Annotated in this window: 14 protein-coding genes and 1 riboswitch; of the genes, 13 read left to right on the forward strand and 1 reads right to left on the reverse strand. The window is 43.8% G+C overall.

The genetic code is table 11. From position 1 onward, the window contains the following. Positions 1-53: 53 nt before the first annotated feature. The 3 genes from ftsA to lpxC all read left to right on the forward strand — a co-directional run bounded on the left by ftsA (position 54) and on the right by lpxC (position 3702). Entirely contained in the window at positions 54-1316 is a 1263-nt protein-coding gene (ftsA, locus tag CDG62_RS03540; protein WP_004691727.1) for a cell division protein FtsA, read from the forward strand. A gap of 163 nt (positions 1317-1479) precedes the next feature. After that, complete coding sequence (gene ftsZ, locus CDG62_RS03545) at positions 1480-2676, forward strand: cell division protein FtsZ (protein ID WP_087526681.1); 1197 nt, start codon at positions 1480-1482, stop codon at positions 2674-2676. A 123-nt stretch (positions 2677-2799) separates the two neighbouring features. Next, positions 2800-3702 carry a UDP-3-O-acyl-N-acetylglucosamine deacetylase gene (lpxC, locus tag CDG62_RS03550; RefSeq protein WP_087526682.1) on the forward strand — a complete coding sequence of 301 codons (903 nt, stop codon included), beginning with the start codon at positions 2800-2802 and terminating at the stop codon, positions 3700-3702. Positions 3703-3799: 97 nt separating this feature from the next. Here the strand turns inward: lpxC and CDG62_RS03555 are convergent, their stop codons facing one another. Further along, on the reverse strand, positions 3800-4240 hold the full coding sequence (locus CDG62_RS03555; RefSeq protein WP_058870506.1) for a hypothetical protein: 441 nt from the start codon (positions 4238-4240) through the stop codon (positions 3800-3802). Positions 4241-4348: 108 nt separating this feature from the next. Here CDG62_RS03555 and CDG62_RS03560 point away from each other — a divergent pair, with 108 nt between their 5' ends. The 10 genes from CDG62_RS03560 (at position 4349) to recJ (ending at position 17869) form a co-directional block, all read left to right on the forward strand. Next, positions 4349-5032 (forward strand): M23 family metallopeptidase, encoded by a 684-nt coding sequence (locus tag CDG62_RS03560; RefSeq protein ID WP_087526683.1) that lies wholly within the window; start codon positions 4349-4351, stop codon positions 5030-5032. 277 nt (positions 5033-5309) lie between these two features. Next, a complete protein-coding gene (gene aceE, locus CDG62_RS03565) occupies positions 5310-8012 on the forward strand; it encodes a pyruvate dehydrogenase (acetyl-transferring), homodimeric type (RefSeq protein ID WP_087526684.1) in 2703 nt (900 codons plus the stop codon). A 2-nt stretch (positions 8013-8014) separates the two neighbouring features. Beyond that, positions 8015-9976, forward strand: coding sequence for a 2-oxo acid dehydrogenase subunit E2 (locus tag CDG62_RS03570; RefSeq protein ID WP_087526685.1), 1962 nt, complete (start codon positions 8015-8017; stop codon positions 9974-9976). 142 nt (positions 9977-10118) lie between these two features. Then, positions 10119-10257, forward strand: a riboswitch (yybP-ykoY riboswitch). 76 nt (positions 10258-10333) lie between these two features. Further along, complete coding sequence (locus tag CDG62_RS03575; protein WP_087526686.1) at positions 10334-10909, forward strand: TMEM165/GDT1 family protein; 576 nt, start codon at positions 10334-10336, stop codon at positions 10907-10909. A gap of 182 nt (positions 10910-11091) precedes the next feature. Then, positions 11092-11889: an MBL fold metallo-hydrolase gene (locus CDG62_RS03580; protein WP_004978265.1), complete on the forward strand. Its 798-nt coding sequence runs from the start codon at positions 11092-11094 to the stop codon at positions 11887-11889. A gap of 94 nt (positions 11890-11983) precedes the next feature. Continuing rightward, on the forward strand, positions 11984-12349 hold the full coding sequence (locus CDG62_RS03585; protein WP_087526687.1) for a YkgJ family cysteine cluster protein: 366 nt from the start codon (positions 11984-11986) through the stop codon (positions 12347-12349). Positions 12350-12571: 222 nt separating this feature from the next. Then, the gene (gene guaB, locus CDG62_RS03590; RefSeq protein WP_004691717.1) at positions 12572-14038 is read left to right on the forward strand and encodes an IMP dehydrogenase; all 1467 of its coding nucleotides are present in this window, start codon (positions 12572-12574) and stop codon (positions 14036-14038) included. 122 nt (positions 14039-14160) lie between these two features. Continuing rightward, positions 14161-15492: a phosphoglucosamine mutase gene (glmM, locus tag CDG62_RS03595; protein WP_087526688.1), complete on the forward strand. Its 1332-nt coding sequence runs from the start codon at positions 14161-14163 to the stop codon at positions 15490-15492. 13 nt (positions 15493-15505) lie between these two features. After that, positions 15506-16162, forward strand: coding sequence for a pyridoxamine 5'-phosphate oxidase (pdxH, locus tag CDG62_RS03600; protein ID WP_087526689.1), 657 nt, complete (start codon positions 15506-15508; stop codon positions 16160-16162). Further along, positions 16163-17869 carry a single-stranded-DNA-specific exonuclease RecJ gene (gene recJ / locus CDG62_RS03605; protein ID WP_087526690.1) on the forward strand — a complete coding sequence of 569 codons (1707 nt, stop codon included), beginning with the start codon at positions 16163-16165 and terminating at the stop codon, positions 17867-17869. Positions 17870-17911: the final 42 nt, after the last annotated feature.

Raw genomic sequence — 17911 nt, forward strand, 5'->3', positions numbered from 1 at the left:
AACAGAGGCATAAAGCCATAAATTAAACAAACATGTGATGGTAGTAGTAAATAATGAATGAAGCGGTTCCCTCAGTTGTTGCGATTGACATTGGGACGCACAAAGTTTCAGTTTTGATTGGTAAGGTACATGCGCCAGACAATATCCAAGTGATAGGAATGGCAACTGCTCGTAACCGAGGCATGAATAAAGGAAAAATTGTAAGTCTTGATAAAGTCATTACAGCGATAAAAAATGCCGTGCAAGAAGCAGAAGATATGGCTGAATGCCGTGTCCATTCCGCGTGGGTCTCAATCCCAAGTGCCGAGTTAAAAAGCTTTTATGCATCTGGACGCACGCCAGTTGAAAATACTGACCATACAATTACAACAAGTGAAGTGGTTCGTGCATTAGAGTTGGCTAAAGCCAGCCACATGACCTCGGATCATTATTTGGTCAGTGCTGTTCCACTGGGCTTTGAGCTAGATGACTCCACTGAGTGGGTACAAAACCCAATACGGATGTCTGCACACAGCATGATTGGTCATTATCAGTTGATGATGCTACCGATTAGCACTATGCAAAACCTTGATCGGGCCTTGAAGGGGGCGAACATTGGGGTGGAGAAACTGGTGGTGTCTTGTTTGGCAACGGCAGAAGCGAGCCTACTCAAAGATGAAAAAGAGTATGGTGTCTGTTTGGTTGATATTGGTGCAGGTACCACCAACATTGCGGTGTATTTGGATGGTCGTTTGGCGTTGACACATACTTTGCAGCGTGGTGGCGAGCATGTGACGCGTGATATTGCTGCTGTGTTACAAACCACCACTGAAGAAGCTGAGCGAATTAAATTACTCTATGGGTGTGTCGACATTAAGTCGGTTAAACCGGACCATATGATTCAGATCCAAGGGATTGATGGTCCACAAACGATTAGCCGTATTGAGTTGACTGAAATCGTGATTGCACGTTATGAAGAAATCTTAGGCCAAGTTCGCCAGGAGCTAGAGCGTAATGGTGCGATTCATGGTTTGTATCACGGTGTGGTGTTAACTGGTGATGCCAGTCAAATCGAAGGCATGGTGACGTTGACCCGTCGTATGTTAGGCGTGTCTGCGCATTTGGGTAATCCGCCTGTACAAGTGACAGCAGATGAGCAAAATATTGCCGCACTGCGTCGCTCTCAGTATGCCACTGCCGCAGGTTTGTTGATGTTTAGTCAGAGCGAAACACAAGAAACCATAGTGGAACCAGAAGATACAGAAAAACTTTCTTTGATTAAGCGCGTTGGACGTGCTTGGTCTGGACTCAATGAAAAGCTGAAATCTGTTTTTTAAGTTGAATTTTTTTGGAATATTGTTAAGAAGTTGTACAACACATCGCTTAAACTTGACAAGCTATGGCTTGCACAGCATGCTTAAAAGCAATTTTGTTTATTAAGATCAAGGCAGTATACGGGCTTAAGTGACTGCCAATAACGAATTAGGAAATCTATAGGTCATGGCCTCATTTGAATTTTTAGAAGATGATCAAACCGATAGCAACGGTCAAGCCCGTTTTACTGTGTTTGGTGTTGGTGGTGCAGGTGGCAATGCCGTACAACACATGCTTGAGTCAGATATTCAAGGTGTAAAATTTGTATGTGCCAATACGGACAAGCAAGCGCTAGACCGTATGAATGCACAATTCAAAATCCAGCTGGGTGAGCAAAGTACCCGTGGTCTGGGAGCAGGTGCCAATCCCAATGTGGGTCAAGCAGCGGCTGAAGAAAGCCGTGACTTGATTCGTCAACACCTTGAAGGCACCGACATGGTGTTTGTCACTGCCGGTATGGGTGGAGGTACAGGTACAGGTGCTGCGCCAGTGGTTGCAGAAATTGCCAAAGAAATGGGCATTTTAACCGTAGGCGTGGTAACGACACCGTTTAACTTTGAAGGTAAACGTCGTCTTCAGTCTGCTGAGCAAGGTATTGAAGCATTAGAAGCGCATGTTGATTCTTTGATTATCATTCCAAACCAACGCTTGTTAAAAGTTTTCCGTGACATCTCAATGAAAGATGCCTACAAAAAAGCGGATGATGTTTTACTAAATGCGGTGCGTAGTATCTTTGATCTGGTGGTACGCCCAGGTCATATTAACCTTGACTTTGCTGACTTGAAAACTGCGATGAGTACACGTGGTTATGCCATGATGGGTGCGGGTTTAGGTCGTGGTGAAAACCGTGCACGTCAAGCAGCCGAGCAAGCGATCCGTAGCCCATTGCTAGATAATGTGACCATTATGAATGCCAAAGGGATTTTGATTAATGTGACTGGTGGTGATGACGTTACCTTTGGTGAAATTGAAGAAATTACCGACGTTGTGAACCAAATTGTCGATCTAGATGAAGGTCAAGTCTTCTATGGTACTGTATTTGATCCAGATGCGCGTGATGAAATCAGTGTCACTGTTATTGCAACAGGTTTAACCCGAAATTCAGCAGATTCTGCTGAGCCAGTGAAGCGTCCAAATGCACATGTGCAGGTAGCACAACATGGGCATACAACGCAAGCGGTTGTTGAAGATGATGATGTGCCTGCTATCCAGCGTCAGAACCAAGACGTGGCTACTGCAGCGAGTTCTGTATCGACAGTGAGTGCTGCACGCCCAACACCAATGAGTATTCAAGATTATTTGAAAAATCAACAACGTAAGTAGTATTTGTCCATGTGGTTAAGCTGCATGTGGTGAAGAAAAGGTAGTCTATGACTACCTTTTTGTTTTTTATCAATGGCTAAATATGCTAACGTATAGCGGTTTAGTGGTGAGATGATATGAAACATGTTGAAACAAAGAACTCTACAACGTGTCGTTAAAGCGAGCGGCATCGGTTTGCATAGTGGTCAAAAAGTCTTAATTAACTTTGTGCCACATCATGCGGACGGAGGAATTGTGTTTCGTCGTATCGATCTCAATCCACCAATCGACATTCGGGCAGATGCGATGTTGATCCAAGAAGCCTTCATGTGTTCAAACCTAGTTCAAGAAGATGCTAAAGTCGGTACGATTGAACATGTTATGAGTGCAATAGCAGGTCTAGGTATTGATAATCTAATCATTGAAGTGTCTGCCTCTGAAGTCCCAATTATGGATGGTAGTGCAGGTCCGTTTATTTACTTGCTCATGCAAGGTGGCCTCAAAGAATTAGATGCTCCTAAAAAATTTATAAAAATACTCAAACCTGTTGAAGCACTCATCGACGACAAACGCGCCATTTTCCGCCCGCATGAGGGTTTTCAACTCAACTTCACCATTGACTTTGACCATCCCGCTTTTAAGAAAGAATATCAGTCTGCCACAATCGATTTTTCAACTGAAACCTTTGTTTATGAAGTCAGCGAAGCGCGTACTTTTGGCTTTATGAAAGATTTGGACTATCTTAAAGCCAATAATCTCGCTTTGGGGGCAAGTTTAGACAATGCTATTGGCGTTGATGAAACGGGGGTGGTGAATGAAGAAGGTTTACGCTTCTCAGATGAATTTGTTCGTCACAAAATATTAGATGCAGTGGGTGATCTATACTTGCTCGGTCACCAAATTATTGCCAAATTTGATGGGTATAAGTCTGGTCATGCTTTAAATAATCAATTATTGCGCAATGTCCAAAGTGATCCAAGCAGTTATGAAATTGTAACATTTAATGACGAAGATCAGTGTCCAATTCCTTATGTGAGTGTGACTTAAGTCATTGTCTTTATTGCGTGATGTTATATTGTAACAAACATAAATGTGATGAATTTATCATTTTAAAAATGTAATTCTGAAGCAGGTCGAGGCAAGGTTACTTTTTTTTGCTTGCCAAACGGCGCATTGCTTGGCTAAGCTTAGGGTCGCTCACAAAGTCAGCAGCACCTCGAATTAAGTCTTGAGTTTCGGTGCTTAGCGATCTTGAAATAGATTGTATCTTTGCGGGTGTTTGAGAGGGGATTCTCAAACGAACTTGGAGTTTCTGTAGGTCTTTAAACTCATCAAGTTCCGACAGTTGTGCAATATATTGTTTTTGAAGGTAACCAAGTTGACTAATCATCGCTTGATTTTCGCCGGTAATCGTCAAAATACCATATTGATAACAAACAACCTGCCACTGCTCTGGTTGCGGTAGGATAGGTTGAATCAGTTTTGTAAGTTTCTGCCATGCAGTCACTTGCTTTGAGAGAAACGTTAAGTTTCCTGTTTTTATGTGTTTTCTGGTTTGTTGAAAGAGATTCACTGGTTCGGACATACATATTTCCTTCATGTTAATGTCTTAATCTTATGCGCTTCTTTCGGTAGATATCAAGGACGAGATCACGCAAGAAACATTCGTAAGAACAGTTTTAAGAGGTTTTTTATGCATATGCGACGTATTTTGTTGGCTTTTTCTTTTGCGGCATCGGCTGCTTCAGTAGCCTTCGCAGATTTGGTAGAACTCAATACAAATAATGCATCTTCGGATCGAATTGAGCAATTGACACGCACTTTATCGGAAGGTGCTTATGCTGAATCGAATGATATTGATGTTCCTGCCGAAACGAAAATGACCGTTCAGCTCCGTGAAAAAACGGTTGAACTCAACAACGCCTCATTGGCGAAAAAATACGGTTCGGAATCCTCTGCAAAAAGTTTTTCAAATAATCCATATTCGTGGTTAGTGACACACCCACTTCCAAGCGCACGTGTGAGCTCAAGTTATGGTGGTCGTACCATGAATGGTCGTGCTGAGCGCCACTCAGGTCTAGATCTTGCTGCGCCAAGCGGTACACCGATTTATGCGACAGGTCCGGGAATTGTGACCAAGTCAGGTTGGGGTACGGGCTATGGTCAATATGTTGAAATTAACCATGGCAATGGTTACATCACACGCTATGCCCATGCATCACGTTTAATCGCTCGAGTTGGCGACCGTGTTGACGCAGGTGAACATATTGCCAATGTAGGTTGTACAGGTCGTTGTACTGGTCCACATTTACACTATGAAGTAGTGAAAGATGGTCAACGCAAAAATCCATCAACTTATCTAGCAATGTTGCCTTGATCCGATTTGATCGGATGATCCGAACTTACTGTTGGTCTGATGCTTGAAAAAGGAATACAGCTCTGACGAAATCTAAGTTAGCATTAAAAAACAGCATTAAATGTATAAAAAACCGCCTATATTGGCGGTTTTTTGTTATCTTGGGTAACGAATGGTCAATGACTATTTAGTTGCTAAATAGTAGGGCTTGGCCATATTCAGCTGTAGCGATACTCTTATAGGACGAAAGTATGATACATATTAGCGTATAAGATTAGGATATCGAAATAGGTGAATTATGGCGTTTTATGGTGATACTGACGCGCAAGAAACGCAAGAATGGCAAGATGCGTTTGACTCCGTTTTACAACACATGGGGACTGAGCGTGCAGCTTTTCTACTGGAAAAACTGTATCAACAAGCAATCGCTAAACATGTCCCTATTCAGCGTTTAAACACGCCTTATTTAAATACAATTTCAGTGGCTGAAGAACCTGCAATGCCAGGCGATCAAGACATGGAGCGTCGTATCCGTGCGTTGATTCGTTGGAATGCGCTAGCGATGGTGCTCCGTGCCAATAAAACGGGTGATGATTTAGGTGGTCACTTGGCCAGCTTTGCATCTTCAGCAACTTTATATGATGTCGGCTTTAACCACTTTTTCCGTGCCAATAACGACAATTTTGGCGGGGACATGATCTATTATCAAGGTCACTGTGCGCCAGGCATCTATGCACGTTCATTCCTTGAAGGTCGTTTAACTGAAGAACATTTAAATAATTTCCGCCGCGAAGTCGGAGGGATTGGTTTACCTTCGTATCCGCACCCGTATTTAATGCCTGACTATTGGCAGTTCCCGACCGTATCAATGGGTCTAGGACCAATTATGTCGATTTATCAAGCACATATTCAAAAGTACTTGATGAACCGTGGTTTGATCAAAGAAGAAGACCGTAAAGTCTGGGCGTATCTAGGTGATGGTGAGATGGACGAACCTGAAAGTACAGGTGCAATCTCACTGGCTGGACGTGAAAAACTCGATAACTTGATTTGGGTGGTGAACTGTAACTTACAACGTCTGGATGGTCCTGTCCGTGGTAACGGTAAAATCATTCAAGAATTAGAATCTCTATTCCGTGGTGCAGGCTGGCGTGTCATTAAAGTGGTATGGGGTCGTCATTGGGATCCGTTACTTGCTAAAGACAGCACTGGTGCTTTAAAAGCAGTGATGGAAGAAGCGGTAGATGGTGACTATCAACGCTACCAAGTCAAAGGTGGTGCTTACACGCGTGAGAAATTCTTTGGCAAGTATCCTGAAGCGAAAGAATTAATCAAAGATCTCAGCGATGAGGATATTGATAACCTGAACCGTGGTGGTCACGATCCATACAAAGTGTTTGCAGCTTATGCTGAAGCGATGAAAGCCAAAGGCCAACCGACCGTAATTCTGGCGAAAACGGTAAAAGGTTATGGTTTATCTGAAGAAATTGAAGCGGTCAATAAAACGCACCAAATCAAAAAGATGCAGATTGATTCATTGAAATACGTGCGTAACCGTTTCAACTTGCCATTTACCGATGAGCAATTAGAAGAAGTTCCGTTCTATCGCCCAAGCGAAAACTCCCCTGAATTGAAATACATGAAGGCACGTCGTGAGGCCTTGGGTGGTTACTTACCTGCACGTCGTAAAGAAAGCGAGCAGCTGGCTATTCCTGCACTGTCTGTGTTTGATGCAGTGTTAAAAGGCTCAGCAGGTAAGGAGCAGTCAACCACCATGGTGATGGTGCGTTTGATTTCTTCACTCTTGAAAGAAAAAGCGATTAAAGACCGTGTTGTGCCAATCGTTCCTGATGAAGCGCGTACGTTTGGTTTAGAAGGTATGTTCCGTCAGTTGGGTATTTATGCCGCACACGGTCAAAAATATACACCTGAAGACCAAGAACAATTGATGCATTACCGTGAAGCCAAAGACGGTCATATGTTACAAGAAGGGATCAACGAAGCGGGTGCGATGAGTGCATGGGCGGCGTTGGCAACCAGTTATTCAACCAATAACTTGCCAATGATTCCGATGTACATGTACTACTCAATGTTTGGTTTCCAACGTATTGGGGACATTGCATGGGCAGCAGGCGATGCACAAGCGCAAGGTTTCTTATTGGGTGCAACAGCAGGTCGTACCACGCTAAACGGTGAAGGTTTACAACACCAAGATGGTCACTCGCATATCCTTGCGAACACGATTCCAAACTGTGTCTCTTATGACCCATGTTTCGGTTATGAGTTAGCGGTCATTGTGCATGATGGTTTACAACGTATGTATGTCAACCAAGAGCGTGTGTTCTATTACTTAACAGTCATGAACGAAAACTACGAGCATCCTGAGATGCCAGTGGGTGCTGAGGAAGGCATCAAACGTGGTATGTACCTGTTCCAAGAAGATGAAAAAGCTACGGTTCAGCTGTTGGGTTCAGGTGTAATTCTGCGTGAAGTGATTAAGGCTGCGAAAATCTTACGTGATGAATACCAAATTCACTCAAACGTGTGGAGCGTGACCAGCTTCAACGAGTTAGCACGTGATGGTATGGCATGTGAAGAGTACAACCGCTTACACCCTGTAACTGAAGATGTAAAAGAAGCTTGGGTGTCTCAACAGTTACGTAGCAAAGCTGGTATTGTTGTTTCTGCAACAGATCATATGCGTGCCTATAGCGAACAAATCCGTGCGTATCTACCAGATGGTCGCCCATTTGTTGCATTGGGTACAGATGGTTATGGTCGCTCAGATACGCGTGCCAACCTGCGAAGTTACTTCGGTGTAGATGCGGCACACATTGTGGTTGCAACGTTGAAGAAGCTGGCTGATGAAGGTGAAGTAGATGCACGCTTAGTCAAAGATGCTATTTCTAATTTTGAATTAGATACGGACCGTCCTGTGGCTTGGGCACCGCAAGCAACACCTGAAGTGCATGCTGTTGCAGACTACAAAGAGGAGAAATAATCATGCAAATTACGACTCCTGATATTGGTGTAGATAAGGCGACCGTCGCTGAAATCTTAGTAAAAGTCGGTGATCGCATTAGTGTTGATGACAGCATTATTTTACTAGAATCTGACAAAGCCTCTGTTGAAGTGCCGAGCACTTCAACTGGCGTGGTGAAGAGTATTTTGGTGAACTTAGGTGATTCGGTTGCCGAAGGTGCAGCACTGATTGAGCTGGAAGCCGAGGGACAAACTGAAGCGCCATTAGCACAAGCACAGACTGAAGTTGTACAAGCTGAAGAAAAGACAGCACCCGCTGCTGTTGCTGAAACAGTTACACCCGCTGCGACTACAGCATCACAAGTGATTGATGTGCAAGTGCCAGACATTGGTGTGGAAAAAGCAACCGTTGGTGAAATTTTGGTGTCAGTTGGCGATCAAATTGACGTCGATCAAAGCATTCTTGTGGTTGAGTCAGACAAAGCCACCGTTGAAGTCCCGAGTACGGTTTCAGGTACAGTGCAATCAATTAGCATTCAAGTGGGTGATAGTGTTAAAGAGGGTGTGGTGATTCTGACTGTAAAAACAGCAGCTTCAGTTGCACCAGTGACTGTTGAGCCTAAGCCAGTTGTAGCACCTCAAGCTCAGCCTGCTGAAGCGGCACCACAAGTTGCTGCTACGCCTGTAGGTGCGGTTGAAATTGCAGTGCCTGACTTGGGTGTAGACAAAGCGGCTGTTGCTGAAATTTTGGTGTCAGTCGGTGATACGGTTGAAAAAGACCAGAGTATCATCGTGGTTGAGTCAGACAAAGCAACGGTTGAAGTACCAAGTACAACAGCAGGTGTGATTAAAGCCATTCATGTTGCATTGGGACAAAATGTATCGGAAGGTGTGGCTTTAGTGACCATTGAAGCTGAGGGCCAAGCCCCTGTATCAGTGGCACAAGCGGTTACTCAGACACCAGCGAAACCTACAGCTGCTCAAGCTGCAACTGTGCCAGTGGTAGCATCTACTGTACAGGCTGCACCAGCAGTTCAGGGTGCAGATAAGCTAACCAAAGAGCAAAATGCAGCCAATGCTAAAGTCTACGCGGGTCCTGCGGTACGTAAACTGGCGCGTGAATTGGGCGTAGTGCTGGCAGAAGTAAAGGCCTCTGGGCCGCATGCGCGTTTAATGAAAGATGACATTTTTGCTTATGTGAAAGGTCGCTTAACAGCACCGCAAACTGCACCTGCTGCGACGGCTGCTGCCGCCGCGGGCTTACCGAAACTGCCTGACTTTAGTGCGTTTGGTGGTGTAGAAGAGAAAGTGCTGACACGTTTGCAACAAGTCTCTATTCCACAGTTGTCTTTAAATAATTTTATTCCACAAGTCACTCAGTTTGATTTGGCGGATATTACTGAGCTGGAAGCATGGCGTAATGATCTTAAAGGTAACTTTAAGAAAGATGGCATTAGCTTGACCATTATGGCTTTCATTATTAAAGCTGTTGCGCATTTACTCAAAGAAGAACGTGATTTTGCCGGTCACTTGGCTGATGATGGCAAGTCTGTACTGTTGCGTAACGAAATCCATATGGGCATTGCTGTAGCAACACCAGATGGTTTAACTGTTCCTGTACTACGGAATCCAGACCAGAAGTCGATTAAAGACATTGCGGTGGAGCTTGGTGTATTGGGTCAGAAAGCACGTGATAAGAAACTTTCCCCTAAAGACCTACAAGGTGCAAACTTCACGATTTCAAGCTTAGGTGCAATTGGCGGTACAGCATTTACACCACTGGTGAACTGGCCACAAGTCGCGATTTTGGGTATTTCCCCAGCGACGATGCAACCCGTATGGAATGGTCAAAGTTTCGATCCGAAACTGATGTTGCCGTTGTCATTGTCTTATGATCACCGTGTGATTAATGGGGCTGATGCCGCACGCTTTACCAATAAGCTGACCAAGTTGCTCAAAGACATCCGTACTTTGCTGATCTGATGATCTAGTTTTTACCCTGCTGGCTTCTCTTATCAAAAGAGAAAGGCTGGAAATTCTGAAAAAATACTTCGATAAAGACTCTGCTTCGGCAGGGTCTTTTCTATTTAGAGATTGCCAAAAAACGTATTTTCGCCTAACATGGCATTACTTCATTGGGGAGTAGCCGCTGTTCGTAAGAACAGGTGATGGTCAACATATTTGTTCTAAAACGAGCATGGTCATCATAGCAAAGAACCAAATGAGCTTCTAAAGAGCTTTCTTTTGTTGGCAAGACCTTTGATTTACCACTCTGCAGATTTTTGGCTAGCAGGAGCGGTGAGTCATTGGTATTTGTTATGCTAGCCAGAGAAAGACATCATGTATGAATTCCTCCTCTCTACAGCCATCGTGGCTTTAGCTGAAATGGGCGATAAGACCCAACTACTTGCATTGTTACTTGCTGCACGTTTCCGTAAACCTATCCCAATTTTATTGGCTATTTTGCTGGCGACCATTATTAACCATGGTGTCTCAGCTGTTTTAGGCCAATGGATTACCACGGTTCTAAGCCCTGATGTGCTGATCTGGATTCTCTCGATTGGTTTTATTGCTATGGCGGGTTGGATGTTGATTCCTGATCAATTGGATGATGAGTCTGGTAGCATTAAGAAATGGCAGAAACTTGGGGTGTTTGGCGCAACGTTTGTGTTGTTCTTCTTGGCCGAAATTGGTGATAAAACTCAAATTGCGACAGTGGCTTTAGCGGCACGTTTTGACAGTATAGTTTGGGTGATGTTGGGTACGACTTTTGGGATGATGTTGGCCAATGCGCCAGCAGTCTTTATTGGCGATAAGTTGGCGACCAAGTTGCCAATTGCCTTAATTCATAAAATTGGTGCTGCCATTTTCTTGGTCATTGGTGTTGCGACACTTATCCAGCATTATTTCTTCTAATTCACTGTAGAAAAAAAGAATCCCGACCTAAAAAATCGGGATTTTTTATTGAATAATGATCTTCAATTTATTGATATATCAAATGATATTGGTCGCAAATGCATTGTAAGTTTGTGTAAATCCATATATGTTGTAGGTATTAAAAAGTCTTTTAAGAAAAACAGCATTTTGAGGGGATGGGCATGGCATTTGACCGCACAACGTCACAGGTTTTATATGATGATGGCACACATAAGTGTATTAGCTTTACCAGCTTGGTCAAAGGCGAGGGTGTACAGGCAAATCAGTTTTTAATTATTGACCATGAGCGTGCTGCGGTCTTAGATCCAGGGGGGGATTTAACCTATGTGCCACTGACCATGGAGTTGAATAAATATACCCGTTTGACCAATCTTGATTTTGTGATGGCCTCACACCAAGACCCTGACATTATTACCTCAATGCCGCGTTGGTTGGTCTATACCGAAGCGAAAGTGGTGGCTTCTAAACTTTGGGCACGATTTTTACCCCACTTGAACTCTGCTTTTATGAGTGAGCGGATGAAAGGCAACTGGCTGGATCGTTTGGTGGAGCTGCCTGACCACGGTCAGGTGATTACGTTGGGGCAGTCTTCGATTATTGCTGTGCCTGCGCATTTTCTACATTCGGTGGGTAATTTTCAGTTTTATGACCCAATTGCCAAGATTCTATTTTCAGGCGATATGGGGGCATCGATGGTAGAGGATGCATCTAAACCTTTAGAAAACTTTGCTGCGCATATTCCTAAAATGAAAGGGTTTCATCAGCGTTATATGTGCAATAACAAAGTGATTCGTTTATGGGTCAATATGGTTCGTACGATGGATGTCGAAATGATTGTACCGCAGCATGGGACACCATTTATTGGTCACGAGCAGATTCATCAATTTTTAGACTGGATTGAAACTTTGGAGTGCGGTACAGACTTGATGGATGAGAGTGTTTTTACCTGTCCAACTTAAGTGACAAAATAGTCGTAAATTTTGCTTGTTTGGCAACCACAATTTTTTTAATATTTTCTTCCAAAAAAAGTTTTTGAAAATGAGAATATAAAGGATGTTGTCTCAAGTTCCAACGGAAGATGCCTGTTTAAGCTGCGGGGCATGTTGTGCCTTTTTTAGAGTCTCATTTTATTGGACTGAAGGCATCTCCATGCCTGAACATTACACAGAGCCAGTGACGGCTGTGTATTCATGCATGGTTGGAACCAATCAAGCCAGCCCACGCTGTATCGCACTGCAAGGCACCATTGGTGAGCACGTTAGTTGTGGGATGTATGAACAGCGTAGCTCTTCATGTAAAGAAGTTCAAATCGCTGATGATCAGTGCAACAAAGCCCGACGTGCGCACAATATGATTCCATTTGTGCAATTGGACGCGAGCATTGCCGTCAATGATGAAGGTTTTGATCAAGTGTGTTAATTGATAAAAGCAGAGTCAAGGCTCTGCTTTTATAGTTTTTGAAAGTAAATCAAATTCATCTTAAAACAAGAAATAAAAAATAAAGGTGAAAGTGAAGGTCTCACATAAAATATGGGTTTTATCACTTTATTTTCTAAGATAAAAAAATAAATTTTCAATTGAAATGAAATTTAAGTTCATATTTGTTTATAATAGCGCACGGAAATTACCAGTGAGACTGCCATGTTGACCATCGTTCAAGACGCGTTAACTTTTGATGATGTCCTATTACTCCCTGCCTATTCTACTGTTCTCCCAAAAGATGTCTCATTAAAGACACGATTCACGCGCGGCATTAATTTAAATATCCCCCTTGTTTCAGCAGCAATGGATACGGTGACTGAATCACGTATGGCGATTGCGATGGCGCAAAACGGTGGTATTGGTATTTTGCACAAGAACATGGATATTGCTGCACAAGCTGCAGAAGTCCGTCGTGTGAAAAAATTTGAAGCAGGGATGGTGAAAGATCCAATCACTGTGACACCTGAAACTACAGTACGCGAATTGATCTCAATTACACAAGCCAACAACATCAGCGGTGTACCTGTTGTGAAAGATGGCAAAGTGGTCGGTATTGTGACAGGTCGCGACACACGTTTTGAAACCAACCTTGAGCAACCTGTAAGCAACATCATGACTGGTCAAGACCGCCTTGTGACTGTTCGTGAAGGTGAATCGAAAGAAAACATTCAAGCATTGCTACAAAAGCATCGCATTGAAAAAGTTCTGGTTGTGGGTGAACACAACGAACTTAAAGGCTTAATTACAGTTACTGACTTCCGTAAAGCGGAAAGCTATCCAAGTAGCTGTAAAGATGACCTTGGTCGCTTACGCGTAGGTGCTGCAGTCGGTACAGGTGTAGAAACACCAAGCCGTGTCGAAGCTTTGGTTGAAGCGGGTGTAGATGCGATTGTCGTGGATACGGCGCATGGTCACTCTGCGGGTGTGATCGAGCGTGTACGTTGGGTGAAAGCGAATTACCCACAAGTCCAAGTGATTGGCGGTAATATTGCAACTGGTGATGCAGCATTGGCATTGCTTGATGCAGGTGCAGATGCGGTCAAAGTCGGTATCGGCCCAGGTTCAATCTGTACCACACGTATTGTGGCTGGTATTGGTATGCCGCAGATTTCTGCGATTGATAGTGTTGCTAATGCACTGAAAGATCAAATTCCATTGATCGCCGATGGTGGTATTCGTTTCTCTGGCGATATGGCGAAAGCGATTGGCGCGGGTGCGAGTACGATTATGGTTGGTTCACTCCTTGCAGGAACTGAAGAGGCACCAGGTGAAGTGGAATTCTTCCAAGGTCGCTACTATAAAGCGTATCGTGGTATGGGTTCATTGGGCGCGATGGCAGGAGCAACAGGTTCTGCAGATCGCTATTTCCAAGACTCTAAAGCAGGTGCTGAGAAACTTGTTCCTGAAGGGATCGAAGGTCGTGTGCCATACAAGGGACCAATGGGTAACATTGTGCACCAAATGATGGGCGGTTTACGTTCTTCTATGGGTTATACGGGTTCATCTGTGATTGAAGATCTTCGCCAAAATGCGAAGTTTGTGAAAATTACTTCGGCAGGTATGTCTGAGTCACATGTTCATGACGTAACGATTACCAAAGAAGCACCAAACTATCGCGTTGGCTAATAAAGTTATACGAATTGTTGAATGTAAAAGCCGTCATTTTTATGACGGCTTTTTCGTTTTGGTGTAAAGTGTCGTGAGTAAAAAAGTGATGATATAGATCACCATTAAGAAGTGAGTAGAACATGAGTTATTTTGGTACCGATGGTATTCGCGGTAAGTTTGGCGTCCTCCCTATTACCCCTGAATTTGCACTCAAATTAGGCTTTGCCGCAGGGAAAGTTTTAAAACGCCACAGTAAAAAATCAAAACCATTGGTGGTACTCGGAAAAGATACACGTTTATCCGGTTATATTCTGGAGTCAGCATTGCAAGCAGGTTTAAATGCAGCAGGGGTGTATGTACATTTATTGGGCCCATTGCCGACCCCTGCGATTGCGCATTTGACTCGTGCTTTACATGCAAGTTTGGGCATTGTGATCTCAGCATCACATAATCCTTATTTTGATAATGGAATTAAGTTCTTTTCCAGTGAAGGAAAGAAACTACCAGATGCTATCCAAGAAGAAATTAATCAGGAACTTGAAAAAGAATTAGTGATTGAAGACACGGCAAACTTAGGTAAAAGTGTCCGCGTAAAAGATGCCAATGGCCGCTATATTGAATTTTGTAAATCCACATTTCCATACCATTTAGACTTGAATGATTTAACCATTGTGGTGGATTGCGCAAATGGTGCTGCATATAACGTGGGTCCATCGGTTTTTCGTGAGCTCGGTGCCAAAGTCATTGCCATTCATAATGAGCCTAATGGTGTAAATATCAATGAGCAATGTGGTTCGACTTATCCTGAGCATTTGCAGCAACTCGTAGTGAAACACAAAGCTGATCTGGGGATTGCCTTTGATGGGGATGCAGACCGCGTTATTTTGGTGGATAAAGATGGCAAGCTAATTGATGGCGACCATATTTTATATATCTTGGCAACACAGAGCGCTAAAAAGCCTGCTGGAATAGTGGGCACCTTAATGTCAAATATGGCTTTAGAGCTGGCTTTAGAAAAAGCTGGTGTAGCGTTATTACGTGCCAAAGTGGGTGATCGCTATGTCCTACAAGGCCTAGAAGAAAAAGGCTGGGCTATTGGCGGTGAGCCATCAGGGCATATCTTAACCTTGGATAAAAGTACCACTGGGGATGCCATTATTGCCGCCCTACAAGTGCTTACTGTGATGGTCGAGCAGAAGAAAGCGCTACATGAATTGGTTGCTGACTTTAAGCTTCTACCAAATGTGTTGGTGAATGTACGTTTAGAGGCGATGTTTGACCCTTATGCGGTGCCTGCTTTGGTGGCTGAATTTGATAAAGCCGAGCAGCAACTTAAAGGTCGTGGTCGTTTGTTGATTCGTAAATCAGGCACAGAGCCTGTGATTCGTGTCATGGTGGAAGGGGATGACCCTGATGAAGTCAATACTTTAGCTCATGCATTGGCTGATGCTGTACGTGCGAACGCGGCTTAATTGGGAGTGAAAAATGACTGATTTAATTAAAGATCTCAGTGAGCTTCGTTTAAGTTACCAAAAAGGTGAGTTGCGTGAAGATCGGGTAGAAGCCCATCCGCATGCTCAGTTCTTGCTTTGGTTTAATCATGCTTTAGAGGCTCAACTGCACGAGCCTTATGCCATGTCACTGGCGACAGCAAGTGTGCAGGGTCGTCCACATGTGCGCACGGTATTGCTACGTGGTGCAACTGAAGTAGGATATGATTTTTATACCAATTATGACAGTCAAAAAGGCAATGATCTGGCAGAAAACCCATATGCAGAGTTATTGTTCTATTGGCAAGAGCAGGAACGTCAGATTCGCATTGGTGGTAAAGTGGTCAAAATTTCTGAAGCAGAATCGACGGACTACTACCATAAGCGTCCACGAGATAGCCAAATTGCGGCACATATTAGTACACCCCAAAGTGGTGTGATTGAAAGCCGTGAAGTCTTGCAACAACGTTTTGAGCAATTGCAGAACCAAGTTGAAGGTAAGTCAGAGCTAAATAAACCCGTCTTTTGGGGCGGCTATCGTCTTGAGCCTGACTATTATGAATTTTGGCAAGGGCGTCCGAACCGTTTGCATGATCGTTTAAGTTATGAAAAACAGCACGATGTTTGGGCACTAAAGCGTTTGATGCCTTAAATGTCATCCATTCAAATTAAGCAAAGACCCTTCATTACCCGTCCTGAATTATTTCAGGATGTTCCTGCATTTCTTGCAGAAATTTTAGCCCGTCGTGGGATGGTGTCAAAGCAGGAGCTGGAGTTAAAGCTCAAGCATCTACTAGCACCTAATATGAAAGGCTTAAACGAAGCTATTCAGTTGATGGATGTTGCAATTGATCAGCATCACAAAATCGTCATTGTCGGCGATTATGATGCAGATGGTGCAACCAGTACCGCTTTGATGATCTTGGCTTTGCGAGAAATGGGAGCGCAGGTAGAGTATCTGGTGCCAGACCGCTTTAAATATGGTTATGGTTTAACCCCTGCGATTGCGGATTTGGCATTTACCACTTTTACACCTGATTTATTGATTACGGTTGATAACGGTATTTCCAGTCATGACGGCGTGAAACAAGCGCAAGATCATGGTATGCAGGTAATTATTACCGATCACCATTTGACAACCAAGCCAACTCCCAGTGCCCAAGCGGTAGTGAATCCGAACCAGTTGGGCTGTGATTTTCCAAGTAAAGCCTTAGCTGGGGTGGGGGTTGCCTTTTATGTTTTAGCCAACTTATCGAGCTATCGTAAAAAGCTGAATAAGTCTTCGGCAGTCATGAGTCAGTATCTGGATTTGGTGGCCTTGGGGACTTATGCCGATGTTGCGAGTCTTGACTATAACAATCGCATCTTGGTCGATGTCGGGCTGAAGCGCATTCAACAGCATTTATGTCGTCCCGGCATTAGTGCTTTACTGGAGATTGCAGGTCGAGAGGCTGCAAGTTTAAAAGCGCAAGATTTGGGGTTTGTACTGGGACCACGTATTAATGCGGCAGGTCGTATGGAAACCATGGATATTGGGATTGAATGTCTATTGGCACAGGACTTTGCTACTGCTTATCCATTGGCAGAACAACTGAATCAGTTGAATATGGAGCGTCGTCAAGTGGAAGCGGCGATGAAACAAGAGGCTTTAACGGCCTTGGATCAAATTCAACTAGATGATACAGCCTTACCTACAGCTTTAATCATGTTCGAGCCGCATTGGCATCAAGGGGTGATAGGTATTGTTGCGGGGCGCTTAAAAGAACAGTTTCATCGTCCGAGTATCGTGTTTGCTGCAGATGAAGATGGGATGCATATCAAAGGTTCTGCACGCTCGATTGAAGGCGTGCATATTCGCGATGCTATTGAGTGTGTTGCTGAGCAATATCCCCATTTGGTCAGCCACTTTGGTGGGCATGCCGCGGCAGCGGGTTTAACCATTCAAAAAAAACATTTTGAAGCGTTTAAACAGGCCTTTGAAGCATTGATGGCAGCGCAGGATGAACGTTTATTTACTGCGACTTTATGGACTGACGGTGAGCTCCCCGCAGAAAATATTCAGGTTGAAACGGTCGATCTTCTACAGCAGATTAGTCCATGGGGGCAAAAGTTTCCAGCGCCTATTTTTGAAGGAAATTTTCAAATTTTAGATTTCCGCTGGCTGAAAGAAGTACATTTAAAATTACGAGTTGCTTTAGACAACGGGCAGATCGTGGATGCTATTGCTTTTAATGCGGCAGACAAATACCAGTTCAACGAGATGAATCATCACGTTCGTTTGGTCTATGAGCTGGATAAAAATGAATTTCGTGGCAATGTCAGCGTACAACTTCGCATTTTGCATTTAGAACAACACTAAAAAACCGCTCTATAGAGCGGTTTTTTTAATACATTTTTGTTT

This window comes from Acinetobacter sp. WCHA55 (assembly GCF_002165305.2).
Taxonomy (GTDB): Bacteria; Pseudomonadota; Gammaproteobacteria; order Pseudomonadales; family Moraxellaceae; genus Acinetobacter.

Excerpts from the sequence above, each read along its gene's own strand:
- guaB (WP_004691717.1), top strand. The coding sequence starts at position 12,572 with ATGTTGACCATCGTTCAAGACGCGTTAACTTTTGATGATGTCCTATTA.
- glmM (WP_087526688.1), top strand. The coding sequence starts at position 14,161 with ATGAGTTATTTTGGTACCGATGGTATTCGCGGTAAGTTTGGCGTCCTC.
- aceE (WP_087526684.1), top strand. The coding sequence starts at position 5,310 with ATGGCGTTTTATGGTGATACTGACGCGCAAGAAACGCAAGAATGGCAA.
- CDG62_RS03575 (WP_087526686.1), top strand. The coding sequence starts at position 10,334 with ATGTATGAATTCCTCCTCTCTACAGCCATCGTGGCTTTAGCTGAAATG.
- CDG62_RS03560 (WP_087526683.1), top strand. The coding sequence starts at position 4,349 with ATGCATATGCGACGTATTTTGTTGGCTTTTTCTTTTGCGGCATCGGCT.
- pdxH (WP_087526689.1), top strand. The coding sequence starts at position 15,506 with ATGACTGATTTAATTAAAGATCTCAGTGAGCTTCGTTTAAGTTACCAA.
- CDG62_RS03555 (WP_058870506.1), bottom strand. The coding sequence starts at position 4,240 with ATGTCCGAACCAGTGAATCTCTTTCAACAAACCAGAAAACACATAAAA.
- ftsZ (WP_087526681.1), top strand. The coding sequence starts at position 1,480 with ATGGCCTCATTTGAATTTTTAGAAGATGATCAAACCGATAGCAACGGT.
- CDG62_RS03570 (WP_087526685.1), top strand. The coding sequence starts at position 8,015 with ATGCAAATTACGACTCCTGATATTGGTGTAGATAAGGCGACCGTCGCT.
- CDG62_RS03585 (WP_087526687.1), top strand. The coding sequence starts at position 11,984 with ATGTTGTCTCAAGTTCCAACGGAAGATGCCTGTTTAAGCTGCGGGGCA.
- lpxC (WP_087526682.1), top strand. The coding sequence starts at position 2,800 with ATGTTGAAACAAAGAACTCTACAACGTGTCGTTAAAGCGAGCGGCATC.
- CDG62_RS03580 (WP_004978265.1), top strand. The coding sequence starts at position 11,092 with ATGGCATTTGACCGCACAACGTCACAGGTTTTATATGATGATGGCACA.
- recJ (WP_087526690.1), top strand. The coding sequence starts at position 16,163 with ATGTCATCCATTCAAATTAAGCAAAGACCCTTCATTACCCGTCCTGAA.
- ftsA (WP_004691727.1), top strand. The coding sequence starts at position 54 with ATGAATGAAGCGGTTCCCTCAGTTGTTGCGATTGACATTGGGACGCAC.